10 protein-coding genes are annotated in these 10,328 nt (G+C 69.9%); 2 read left to right on the top strand and 8 right to left on the bottom strand.

What is annotated here, in order from left to right; genetic code table 11:
- The first annotated feature begins 472 nt into the window (after positions 1–472).
- Entirely contained in the window at positions 473–1,429 is a 957-nt protein-coding gene (dapD, locus tag ACFVSU_RS18185) for a 2,3,4,5-tetrahydropyridine-2,6-dicarboxylate N-succinyltransferase (RefSeq protein WP_387146145.1), read from the top strand.
- A gap of 96 nt (positions 1,430–1,525) precedes the next feature.
- Here the strand turns inward: dapD and ACFVSU_RS18180 are convergent, their stop codons facing one another.
- Entirely contained in the window at positions 1,526–2,095 is a 570-nt protein-coding gene (locus tag ACFVSU_RS18180) for a TetR/AcrR family transcriptional regulator (RefSeq protein WP_387146142.1), read from the bottom strand.
- Positions 2,096–2,266: 171 nt separating this feature from the next.
- On the opposite strand from ACFVSU_RS18180, the gene ACFVSU_RS18175 reads away from it, so the two are divergent.
- Positions 2,267–3,706, top strand: a complete 1,440-nt coding sequence (locus ACFVSU_RS18175) for an MFS transporter (RefSeq protein WP_387146139.1) — start codon at positions 2,267–2,269, stop codon at positions 3,704–3,706.
- An 80-nt stretch (positions 3,707–3,786) separates the two neighbouring features.
- Here the strand turns inward: ACFVSU_RS18175 and ACFVSU_RS18170 are convergent, their stop codons facing one another.
- The 7 genes from ACFVSU_RS18170 to typA all read right to left on the bottom strand — a co-directional run bounded on the left by ACFVSU_RS18170 (position 3,787) and on the right by typA (position 10,315).
- Entirely contained in the window at positions 3,787–5,085 is a 1,299-nt protein-coding gene (locus ACFVSU_RS18170; protein ID WP_387146136.1) for a citrate synthase, read from the bottom strand.
- A gap of 188 nt (positions 5,086–5,273) precedes the next feature.
- Positions 5,274–6,395, bottom strand: a complete 1,122-nt coding sequence (dapC, locus tag ACFVSU_RS18165) for a succinyldiaminopimelate transaminase (RefSeq protein ID WP_387146133.1) — start codon at positions 6,393–6,395, stop codon at positions 5,274–5,276.
- A 1-nt stretch (position 6,396) separates the two neighbouring features.
- Positions 6,397–6,717, bottom strand: coding sequence for a ferredoxin (fdxA, locus tag ACFVSU_RS18160; RefSeq protein ID WP_018170155.1), 321 nt, complete (start codon positions 6,715–6,717; stop codon positions 6,397–6,399).
- 49 nt (positions 6,718–6,766) lie between these two features.
- Entirely contained in the window at positions 6,767–7,132 is a 366-nt protein-coding gene (locus ACFVSU_RS18155; protein ID WP_387146130.1) for a DUF6113 family protein, read from the bottom strand.
- Between the two features lie 67 nt (positions 7,133–7,199).
- Positions 7,200–7,514 (bottom strand): AzlD domain-containing protein, encoded by a 315-nt coding sequence (locus ACFVSU_RS18150; RefSeq protein ID WP_056367912.1) that lies wholly within the window; start codon positions 7,512–7,514, stop codon positions 7,200–7,202.
- Positions 7,511–8,272: an AzlC family ABC transporter permease gene (locus ACFVSU_RS18145; RefSeq protein WP_310291858.1), complete on the bottom strand. Its 762-nt coding sequence runs from the start codon at positions 8,270–8,272 to the stop codon at positions 7,511–7,513. Before ACFVSU_RS18145 ends, ACFVSU_RS18150 begins: the two co-directional genes overlap by 4 nt.
- A gap of 129 nt (positions 8,273–8,401) precedes the next feature.
- Positions 8,402–10,315 carry a translational GTPase TypA gene (gene typA, locus ACFVSU_RS18140; RefSeq protein WP_387146126.1) on the bottom strand — a complete coding sequence of 638 codons (1,914 nt, stop codon included), beginning with the start codon at positions 10,313–10,315 and terminating at the stop codon, positions 8,402–8,404.
- Positions 10,316–10,328: the final 13 nt, after the last annotated feature.

Genomic DNA, 10,328 nt, shown 5'->3' with positions numbered 1-10,328 from the left:
AAAAAGACCCCCACCAACCAGAAAACCGGTCGACAGAGAAAAAAATTGGCATTTGACAAGTGCACGCTGTTGAGTTCTCAAAGATCGGACGCACCAACCCGCAACGAATCTCACGACCCGCTACCCCGGCTGGGCAACTTCTCTATCTTACACATCCGCTCTCGCTTGTCAAGTCGGCTCAGCGAGGCACAAGACCTCACCACAGCCGGAGACCAGCAGTCACAGAAGTGGAAGAAACCCATCCTAAACCGGAACCCGGCCTGCTCGCCAGGAGCAGATCGGATGGGGTGGTTCGCAACTTGAGGGGAGCCAGACCCTGAGGCCTTCCGCTCTACCCTTTGGGGCGAACAACAAGAACATTACGGGGGTCCCGCGCTCACGTCGAATCCGCCCCGCTCCCCGGGCGTGTCGCAACGCTCCAACCCCGGAAACACGCGGAACTTCAGCGGAGCCCGCGCGCTAGCGTTGAGGCATGACCGAAGAACGATGGGTGTGGGGCGTCGGCCTCGCGACGACCGCCGAAGACGGGACCGTGCTCGACACGTGGTTCCCCTCCCCTGCTGCCGGACGCATCCCCCTGGGCTACGACCCTCAGATGCCGCCGGACGAGCTCGACCGCCTCGCGGTCGCCGACGAACGGCGCGCCGTCACGGTGGAGGTCGTCGCGATCGAGGCGGACCTCGATGCGGCGCCGGCATCGACTCCGGACGCGTACCTGCGCCTTCACGCGCTCTCGCACCTGCTCGTGCGCCCCAATGAGGTGAACCTCGACGGGATCTTCGCTCACCTGCCCAACGTGGCGTGGACGAACGCAGGCCCGATGCATCCCGACGCGCTCAACCGCCTGCGCCCGTTCCTCATCCGGGAGGGCATCCAGGTACAGGGACTCGACAAGTTCCCCCGCCTGCTCGACTATGTCTCGCCGGCCGGCGTGCGCATCGCCGATGCGTCCCGCGTGCGGCTCGGCGCTTACCTGTCTCCCGGCACCACCGTCATGCACGAGGGCTTCGTGAACTTCAACGCCGGCACCCTCGGCCAGAGCATGGTCGAAGGCCGCATCTCGCAGGGCGTGGTCGTGGGCGACGGCAGCGACATCGGCGGCGGAGCCTCGATCATGGGCACCCTCTCCGGCGGCGGCACGCACAAGGTGTCCGTCGGGGCCCGCACGCTGCTCGGCGCGAACGCCGGTATCGGCATCTCGCTCGGCGACGACTGCATCGTCGAGGCCGGCCTCTACGTGACCGCGGGCACCAAGATCGTCCTGGCGGACGAGCCCCGCCGGGCCGATGGAACGCTTCCCACTGCGAAGGGAGCCGACCTCTCCGGCAGCGCCGGGCTGCTCTTCCGCCGCAACTCGCTCACGGGAGCGGTCGAGGCTGTGCGCCGCGCCGGCGTGGGCGTCACCCTCAACGAGGCGCTCCACGCCTGAGTCCCGCGCACCGAGACCGCTCCGTCATCCACGACGGGGCGGTCTCGTCGTCTGCGGCCCCCAGTCACGAACGCCGGGGCGCGTGAGCCCGACGCGTCAGCGGTGGATAGCGTTGATCGCGAGATTGAGAACGCGTCGGCGCTGAGCCTCATCGTCGAACGAGGCGACCGCCGCGACCCCGGAGACGAGCTTGACCACGTCGCCGATCGAGATGTCGGGGTCGACGTCGCCGGCTGCCTGGGCCCGCTCGAGCAGCGGCTCGCCCGCGGACAGCATGATCGTGCGGCACTCCGCGAGCACGGGTGAACGGCGGTTCAGCCCATCGAGCAGCGCGTGCTTGGTGCCGACGTAGGCGACGAACCGGTCGAGCCACGCGCGCAGCGCCTCCCACGGCTCGAGATCGGAGACCTCGTCCGCGGCGCGCGCGAGCGCGTCGACCTCCCCGAGGTAGAGCGTCTCGATGAGGTCGTCACGGGTCGGGAAGTTGCGGTAGAGAGTACCGATCCCCACGCCGGCGCGGCGGGCGATGTCCTCGAGGGACGCGCCTGACCCCTCTTCGGCGAATGCCTCGCGGCCGGCGGCGACGAGCGCGTCAAAATTCCGCGCGGCATCGGCCCTTTGCGGACGACGTGCATCCAGCGCAGACACCCGCTCGACCACCGCCATGACCGCACCCTTCCGCTGGACCCGAGCCGCGCCCTCCGGCGACGGCGAAACCTGTGCTTGCGAAACGGAGGGACCCTCCGCTAATCTCAAAGCGGAGGCATCCTCCGTTCGGAGACCTCCCTCCACTTTATCCCGCATTCACCGGATCCGCACCCATCGGAAGGCCCGTCGATGCCCACTGTCCCGTTCACACCCCGCGCGGCGTTCGCGGCGATCGCTCTCAGCGTCGCCTCGCTCGCGCTGCTCCAGAACCTCGTCATCCCCGTCATCCCCCTCATCGCCGCCGACTTCGGCGTCACGGCGGATGCCGCATCCTGGACCAACACGTCCTGGCTCATCGCGGCGGCCGTCGCCACTCCCCTGCTCGGCCGCATCGGCGACCTCCGCGGCCGCCGCAACACGTTCCTGGCGGTCCTCGCCGTCGTCGCGATCGGCGACGTCGTCGCATCGTTCGCGCCGACCCTCGAGGTGCTCATCCTCGCCCGCGTCCTGCAAGGCGTGGGTGGGGCGCTGTTCCCGCTCGCGTTCGGCCTGCTCCGCGACGTCATGCCCCGCCACCAGCTCACCGGCGCGATCGGCGCCACCAGCGCCATCATCGGCATCGGCGGCGCGGCCGGCAGCGTCCTCGCGGGTCCCCTCGCCGAGCTCCTCGGGTGGCACGGGATCTTCGCCGTCCCGTTCGTGGCCGCGGTCGCGGGCATCGTGCTCACGATGATGCTCGTGCCGCCGGCAGGCCTGCGCGCGGTCGGACGCGTCAACGTCCTCTCGGCCGTCCTCCTGTCGGGCTGGCTCATCGCGCTGCTCGTTCCGCTCAGCTCCGGTGCGCGCTGGGGCTGGACCGCCCCGCTCACCCTCGCGCTGTTCGGCGCCGCCGTGATGCTCATGATCGCGTGGGTGGTCTCCGAGCTCCGGTCGTCGGAGCCCCTCGTCGATCTCCGCCTCATGGCCTCGCGTCCGATCTGGCCCGTCAACGCCGCCGCGCTCCTCATCGGAGCCGCCGCCTTCGGCTTCTGGGGCTACCTTCCCCAGTTCCTCGAGACACCGGTCGACTCCGGATGGGGTCTCGGACTGGGCGTGCAGGCCGCCGGGCTGGCGCTGCTGCCGCTTCTCATCGGAATGTCGAGCGTCGGATTCGCGACGGGTGCGATCGCCCGCGTCATCCCGCTTCGGCTCATGATGGGGCTCGGTGCCCTGCTCATGGCGGGCGGCGTCGTGTTCGCCGTGCTCGACCACGAGACGCTCGTCACCCTCGCGATCGCGGGCGGCGTCTTCGGACTGGGCATCGGCCTCGCATACGCGTCGACGGCGAGCATCATCGTCGAGAGCGTGCCTGCCGACCGGACCGGGATCGCGACCGGCGTGAACGCCAATCTGCGCACCATCGGGTCGGCGATCGGCTCCGCATTCACGACGGCTGTCGTGTTCGGCGCGATCGAGCCCGGCGGCACCCCCGCGCTCGACGGCTACGCCGTCGCCTGGCTGACGCTCGCCGCGGGGGCGGTCGTCGCCGCGATCCTGGTGCTGTCCATCCGGCCGCGTGGACGGTCGGATGCTGCGGCCCAGGGCGCGCTCGAGAACGCCGACGACGCAGCACTGGCCGAAGTCGGCTGACTCAGCCTGCGGCGGGCACAACCCCCTCAACGACGGATGCCGCGCCCCTGCTCGGGGGCGCGGCATCCGTCATTTCCGGGTCAGGACAGACCGGGGTAGTTGCGCTCGGCGGCGCCGATGTACAGCTGCTGCGGGCGGCCGATCTTGGTCTGCGGGTCGCTCGCGGCCTCGCGCCACTGCGCGAGCCAGCCGGGCAGACGCCCGATGGCGAACAGGACCGTGAACATGCGGGTCGGGAAGCCCATCGCCTTGTAGATCACGCCGGTGTAGAAATCGACGTTCGGGTACAGGCGGCGGTCCTGGAAGTACGCGTCGTTCAGCGCGATCTCTTCGAGCTCCTTGGCGAGGTCGAGGAGCGGGTCGCTCACACCGAGCGCCGACAGCACCTCGTCGGCCGACTCCTTCACCAGCTTCGCGCGCGGGTCGTAGTTCTTGTAGACGCGGTGCCCGAAGCCCATGAGCTTCACGCCGTCTTCCTTGTTCTTGACCCGCTCGACGAAACGCTGCACGCTCTCGCCGGAGTCGCGGATGCGCGCCAGCATGTCGAGGACGGCCTCGTTCGCCCCACCGTGCAGCGGTCCGTAGAGCGCATTGATGCCGGCTGAGATCGACGAGAACTGGTTCGCGCCGGTCGAGCCGACCAGGCGCACGGTCGAGGTCGACGCATTCTGCTCGTGGTCCTCGTGGAGGATGAGCAGTCGCTCGAGAGCACGCGACATGACCGGATTGACCTCGTACACCTCCGACAGCACGCCGAAGTTGAGCTTGAGGAAGTTGTCGACGAACCCGAGCGAGTTGTCGGGGTACAGGAACGCCTGGCCGATGCTCTTCTTGTGCGCGTACGCCGCGATCACGGGCAGCTTCGCGAGCATGCGGATCGTGTTCAGCTCGACGTGCTCGGGGTTGTTGGGGTCGGACTGGTGCTCGTAGTACGTCGAGAGCGCGGACACGGCCGACGACAGCACCGACATCGGGTGGGCGGTGTGCGGCAGCGCGGAGAAGAACCGCTTGAGGTCCTCGTGCAGCAGCGTGTGCCGGCGGATCTTCTCGTCGAACTCGGCCAGCTCGTCGGCGCTCGGGAGCTCGCCGTAGATGAGCAGCCAGGCGACCTCGAGGTACGTGCTGTTCTTGGCGAGCTGCTCGATCGGGTAGCCGCGGTAGCGCAGCACGCCCTCGTCGCCGTCGATGTACGTGATCGCGGACTTCGTCGCCGCGGTGTTCACGAAGCCGTAGTCGAGAGCCGTGTAGCCGGTCTGGCGGGTGAGGGTGGAGAGGTCCACGCTCGGTGTGCCGTCGGTGCCCCGCAGGAGCGGGAACTCGGCGGTGCTGCCACCGATCGTGAGGGTGGCCTTCTCGTGCTGGGTGCCCGCGTCGCTCACGGCGCCTCCTCGCGATTTCTGGTCGTACCGGGGGTGTCGTCCAGTCCTGTACGGCGCCATGGAGAGGGCTGCAGCAGGACGGAGGGGCGGGACGGGGGATGCCGCGTCGCCGCGTTCCTACAGCCTAGTGCGCCGCCGCGCCTACTGTTGACACGACCAAAGGCCCGCGGCATCCGATAGAGGAATCCTCAGATCGAGATGTCTGATGCCGCGCGCAGGCGTGCGGCCGCGGCCGCGATGCGCTCGTCGGTCGCGGTGAGCGACAGCCGGATGTGCTGCGGGAAGTGCGTGCCGTAGAAGTGGCCGGGACCGGCGAGGATGCCGAGATCGGCGAGGCGCCCGAGGCTCTCCCACGCGTCGCGCCCCTCGGTCGCCCAGAGATACAGGCCCGCCTCGCTCGCGTCGATGCGGAATCCGGCGTCCTCGACGGCGGGGCGCAGCACATCGCGCCGACGGCGGTACAGCTCCTTCTGCGCGGCGACGTGGACGTCGTCCTCGAGGGCGGCGGTCATCGCCGTCTGGACCGGAAGCGGGAGCATGAGGCCGAGGTGCTTGCGCGCCGTGAGCAGACGTGAGATCACCGCTGGATCGCCGGCGAGGAACGCCGCACGGTAGCCGGCGAGGTTCGACTGCTTGCTCAGCGAGTACACCGACAGGATGCCGCTGAGGTCGCCTCCGGTCACGCGGGGGTCGAGTGCCGACGGCACCGGTTCGGCGTCCCACGGGGCATCCCACCCCAGTTCGGCGTAGCACTCGTCGGACGCCAGCACGGCACCGAGCTCACGGGCGCGTTCGACCGCCGCACGCAGGGCGTCGACGTCGAGCACGCGGCCGTCGGGATTGCCCGGGGAGTTCACCCACACCAGGCGGGTGCCCTCGGGCCAGTCCGCGGGATGGTCGGCGGCGACGGGCGTCGCGCCGACGAGGCGCGCGCCGACCTCGTACGTGGGATACGCCGCACGGGGGTGCACCACGACGTCGCCGGGCCCGAGGCCCAGCAGCAGCGGGAGGAGGGCGACGAGCTCCTTCGATCCGACGGTTGGAAGGACGTTCTCGGGGGTCAGCCCGGGGACGCCCCGGCGGCGGTCGTACCAGCTCGCGATAGCCGCCCGCAGTTTCGGGGTGCCGACGGTCTGCGGATACGCGTGGGCGTCGGTCGCGGCGCGGAGCGCGTCCGCGACGACGGTGGGCGTCGCGTCGACCGGCGACCCGATCGACAGATCGACGAGGCCGTCCGGGTGGGAGCGTGCGCGCGCGGCATACGGCGCGACCGCGTCCCAGGGGTAGTCGGCGAGGTCGGCGACCCCCACGTCAGTGTTCCTGCGGGGGGAGCGCCTCGATGATCGGGTGATCCTTGTGGATGACGCCGACCTTGGCGGCGCCGCCCGGGGAGCCGATGTCGTCGAAGAACTCGACGTTGGCCTTGTAGTAGTCCTGCCACTCGTCGGGCAGGTCGTCCTCGTAGTAGATCGCCTCGACGGGGCACACGGGCTCGCAGGCGCCGCAGTCGACGCACTCGTCGGGGTGGATGTACAGCGATCGATCGCCCTCGTAGATGCAGTCCACGGGACACTCGTCGATGCAGGCGCGGTCCTTGACGTCCACGCAGGGAAGGGCGATCACGTACGTCACCTGGCCAGTCTAGCCGCGACCTCCGATCACGATCCGCCGTGCGACGCGCTCACTCCATCCTGGGGATGCGATCCGGCCAGGCCACGACGAGTGCCACGAGGATCGGAACCGCGATCGTCCACACCACGCCGAGCCCGGACTGCGGCACGACGACCGAGCCGCCGGGGCCGCTGCCCGAGAAGACGAGGGTCGAGACCATCATGCCGAGACCGGTGGCCAGCGTCGCCCAGCGATCGGAGGTGAGCAGCCGGACGGCCAGCAGCAGCGCGGCCGAGCCGATCACGGCGAGGATCAGCCCGAGCGGGAACCAGCCGATCGCGTAGGCGTGGGCCACCGTGCCGGCGACGCCGTAGACCAGTCCCACCAGCAGGGCGACGATCCAGCTGCCGATGCGGGCGGGGACGGAAGGGCGCATGCCTCGATCGTACCGACCGCGCCTGTGCTGTTCGCCCCGCTCGAGGCGATCGGGGCTGACCTGTCGGCTACGCCGCCCAGCCCCACAGACGCAGGAGTGCCGCGACGAGCGCTGCCGCGACCACCACGACGAGGAAGGGCGCCCGGAGCATCAGCAGACCCGCGGCGACGAGCACAGCCGGGACCCGCGCATCGACCACGACCGCCTGCCCCGCGCCGAGCGTCTGGACAGCGACGAGAGCGGCGAGCAGCGCCACGGTGAGCAGATCGGCGATGCGCATCGGCGTCGGGGCCTCGACCCACTTCGCGGGGATGAGATACCCCACGGTCTTGAGCGCGACGCAGATGATCGAGGCCACGAGGATGGCCGTCCACATGGTCACGGCAGCCCCTCCCTCTCGGCGACGTCGTCAGGTTCGGGCTTCACCCGGTCGTCCTTGCCGAGCCAGTTCGTCCAGCCGACCACGATCGCGACGAGGGCCGCGATGATGACAGGGAGACCGGGCATGAGCACGGGCGTGAGGACCGTCGCCACGACGGCCGCCGCCACGCCGACGACGATGGGCTGGCGGGCGCGCAGACGCGGCCACAGGAGGGCGAGGAACGCCGCTGCCGCAGCGGCGTCGAGTCCGTACGCCCGCACGTCGCCGAGCACGTCGCCGAGGAGCGCGCCGGCGAGCGTCGACAGATTCCACCCGACGTAGATCCCGATGCCCGTGACCCAGAACCCCAGCGTCCGGGCGTGCGGTGAGCGCTGCGCGAGCGCGACCGCGGTCGACTCGTCGATGGTGAACTGCGCCGCCGCGGCGCGGCGCCAGAAGCCCGCGCCGACCACCGGGGACATCCGGATGCCGTAGGCCACGTTCCGCACTCCGAGCAGCGCCGCGGAGGCGATCGCCGCCGGCACCGCGGCCAGTCCCCCGGCGCCCACGATGCCGACGAAGGCGAACTGGGATCCGCCGGTGAACATCACGAGACTCAGGACGCACGTCTGCCAGACGTCGAGCCCGGCCGCGACCGCGAGAGCGCCGAACGAGATGCCGTACGCACTCGTCGCCAGCGCGACACCGAGGCCCTCGCGGACGGCCCTGCGGCCCTCGCCGGCGCTGTGGGCGTCGTCGAAGTGCGGGTCGAGGGTCACCTCGTCATGCTACCGACGGCCTCGACATCCCACGCCCGGCCGCACCGCGGCCCGTGGCACCTTCGGATACGACGGATGCCGCGGCCCGTGCCCTTCGCAGGGTTCGGGTCGCGGCATCCGTGTCCGTGCTTACGCGTTGGCGTCCTGGCGCTTGAGGCGCGAGGCGGCGCGGCCGCGCTCGGTGGCGTCGAGGACCACCTTGCGGATGCGCACCTTCTCGGGCGTCACCTCGACGCATTCGTCGTCGCGGGCGAATTCGAGGCTCTCCTCCAGCGAGAGCAGGCGCGGCGGAGTCATCGACTCGAACGCGTCCGCGGTCGAGGACCGCATGTTCGTGAGCTTCTTCTCCTTGGTGATGTTGACGTCCATGTCGTCGGCGCGCGAGTTCTCGCCGACGACCATGCCCTCGTAGACCTCTTCGGTGGGCTGGACGAAGAAGCTCATGCGCTCCTGCAGCGCGATCATCGCGAAGGGGGTGACGACACCCGAGCGGTCGGCGACGATCGAGCCGTTCTGGCGGGCGACGATGTGGCCCGCCCAGTCGTCGTAGCCGTGCGAGATCGCGTTGGCGATGCCGGTGCCGCGCGTCATCGAGAGGAACTCGGTGCGGAACCCGATGAGACCGCGCGAGGGGACGATGAACTCCATGCGCACCCAGCCGGTGCCGTGGTTGACCATCGTCTCCATGCGGCCCTTGCGGGACGCCATGAGCTGCGTGATCGCGCCGAGGTACTCCTCGGGGGCGTCGACCGTGAGGTGCTCGAAGGGCTCCTTGACCTTGCCGTCCTCTCCCTTGCGCGTGACGACCTGCGGCTTGCCGACGGTGAGCTCGAAGCCCTCGCGGCGCATGTTCTCGACGAGGATCGCGAGCGCGAGTTCGCCGCGGCCCTGCACCTCCCACGCGTCGGGGCGTCCGATGTCGACGACCTTCAGCGAGACGTTGCCGATGAGCTCGCGGTCGAGGCGGTCCTTCACCATGCGGGCGGTGACCTTGTGGCCCTTGACCTTGCCGACCAGCGGCGACGTGTTGGTGCCGATCGTCATCGAGATGGCGGGGTCGTCGACGTGGATCGCCGGCAGCGGACGGACGTCCTCGGGGTCGGCGATCGTCTCGCCGATCGTGATCTCCTCGATGCCGGCGATGGCGACGATGTCACCGGGGCCGGCCTCCTCCGCGGGGTAGCGCTCGAGGGCGCGGGTCTTGAGGAGCTCGGTGATGCGGGCGTTCGAGTGCGTGCCGTCGTGACGCACCCACGCGACGGTCTGGCCCTTCTTCAGGGTGCCGTTGAAGACGCGCAGCAGCGCGAGGCGGCCGAGGAACGGGCTCGAGTCGAGGTTCGTGACCCAGGCCTGCAGCGGCGCCTCGTCGTCGTACGCGGGAGCCGGGACGTGCTCGAGGATCGCGCCGAACAGCGGCTCGAGGTCGGCGTTGTCGGGAAGCTCGCCATTGGCAGGACGGTTGCGGGATGCCGCGCCCGCACGCCCGCTCGCGTACACGACCGGGACGTCGAGCAGGGCGTCGATGTCGAGGTCGGGCACGTCCTCGTGGAGGTCGGAAGCGAGGCCGAGCAGCAGGTCGTGCGCCTCTTCCTCGACCTCGGCGATGCGCGCGTCGGGGCGGTCGGTCTTGTTGACGAGGAGGATGACCGGCAGCTTCGCCTCGAGCGCCTTGCGCAGCACGAAGCGGGTCTGCGGGAGGGGGCCTTCACTCGCGTCGACGAGGAGCACGACGCCGTCCACCATCGACAGGCCGCGCTCGACCTCACCGCCGAAGTCGGCGTGGCCGGGGGTGTCGATCACATTGATCGTGACCGGGACGTCGGTGTGGGCACCGTTGTACGTGATCGCGGTGTTCTTCGCGAGGATCGTGATGCCTTTTTCGCGCTCGAGGTCGTTCGAGTCCATCGCGCGCTCTTCGACGTGTGCGTGCTCGCCGAACGAGCCGGTCTGGCGGAGCATCGCGTCGACGAGGGTGGTCTTGCCGTGGTCGACGTGAGCGACGATAGCCACGTTGCGGAGGTCCGGACGGAGGGCGCGCGCCATGAGGGAATCCTTG

This window comes from Microbacterium sp. NPDC058062, from assembly GCF_042885375.1.
Lineage (GTDB): Bacteria > Actinomycetota > Actinomycetes > Actinomycetales > Microbacteriaceae > Microbacterium > Microbacterium trichothecenolyticum_C.
The sequence above is the reverse complement of the archived record's forward strand: the minus strand, read 5'-3'. Positions and strand labels throughout refer to the sequence as shown.

What these genes read in the sequence shown, in the direction of transcription:
- ACFVSU_RS18155 (WP_387146130.1), bottom strand. Translation starts at nt 7,132, where the DNA reads ATGCGCCCTTCCGTCCCCGCCCGCATCGGCAGCTGGATCGTCGCCCTG.
- ACFVSU_RS18175 (WP_387146139.1), top strand. Translation starts at nt 2,267, where the DNA reads ATGCCCACTGTCCCGTTCACACCCCGCGCGGCGTTCGCGGCGATCGCT.
- dapD (WP_387146145.1), top strand. Translation starts at nt 473, where the DNA reads ATGACCGAAGAACGATGGGTGTGGGGCGTCGGCCTCGCGACGACCGCC.
- ACFVSU_RS18180 (WP_387146142.1), bottom strand. Translation starts at nt 2,095, where the DNA reads ATGGCGGTGGTCGAGCGGGTGTCTGCGCTGGATGCACGTCGTCCGCAA.
- typA (WP_387146126.1), bottom strand. Translation starts at nt 10,315, where the DNA reads ATGGCGCGCGCCCTCCGTCCGGACCTCCGCAACGTGGCTATCGTCGCT.